Annotated in this window: 1 protein-coding gene; it reads left to right on the plus strand. The window is 37.8% G+C overall.

Going from position 1 to position 653, the window contains the following annotated elements; translation table 11 throughout:
- A partial coding sequence (locus tag PsAD26_RS19570) for an HNH endonuclease (RefSeq protein WP_063311792.1) occupies positions 1-653 on the plus strand: 653 nt, incomplete at both ends.

Raw genomic sequence — 653 nt, forward strand, 5'->3', positions numbered from 1 at the left:
CCTTAGTAGTTGGTAACCTGACAAAGGTTAAATTAGAAAAGCTTTATGAAAATAATCTCCGAGATAAAAACAAACCCGCTAGAACATATTACGATGACATGCTTGTTTCATCAGGTGAAAAATGTCCATTTTGTGGTGATATAGGACAGACAAAAAATATAGATCATTTTCTTCCTATTGCACATTATCCTGAATTTTCGGTGATGCCTATTAATTTAGTTCCATCGTGCCGCGACTGCAATATGGGAGAGAAAGGTCAAGTTTTCGCAGTAGATGAGGTACACCAAGCGATTCATCCCTATATCGACAAGGACATTTTTTTTCGTGAGCAATGGGTATATGCAAATTTCGTTTCCGGAACTCCGGGTGCTATCAGTTTTTATGTTGAATGCCCGGCGAACTGGAGGCAGGAAGACAAACACAGAGCTCTTCATCATTTCAAGCTATTAAATATTGCTAACAGGTATCGTTTGGAGGCAGGGAAGCACTTGAGTGAAGTGATTACTCAAAGAAACTCTTTCGTAAAAGTTATAAGGAAATATAGTTCAACCGCAACGTTTCAGCAGCTACAGTCAGAATTTATTGAAGCAAATCTGAAACCTATTATAGATTTGAATGACTTCCCCAATTATTGGAAAAGAGTTATGTATCAG

Origin of the sequence: Pseudovibrio sp. Ad26, assembly GCF_001623285.1 — a bacterium.
Classification (GTDB): Bacteria; Pseudomonadota; Alphaproteobacteria; order Rhizobiales; family Stappiaceae; genus Pseudovibrio; species Pseudovibrio ascidiaceicola.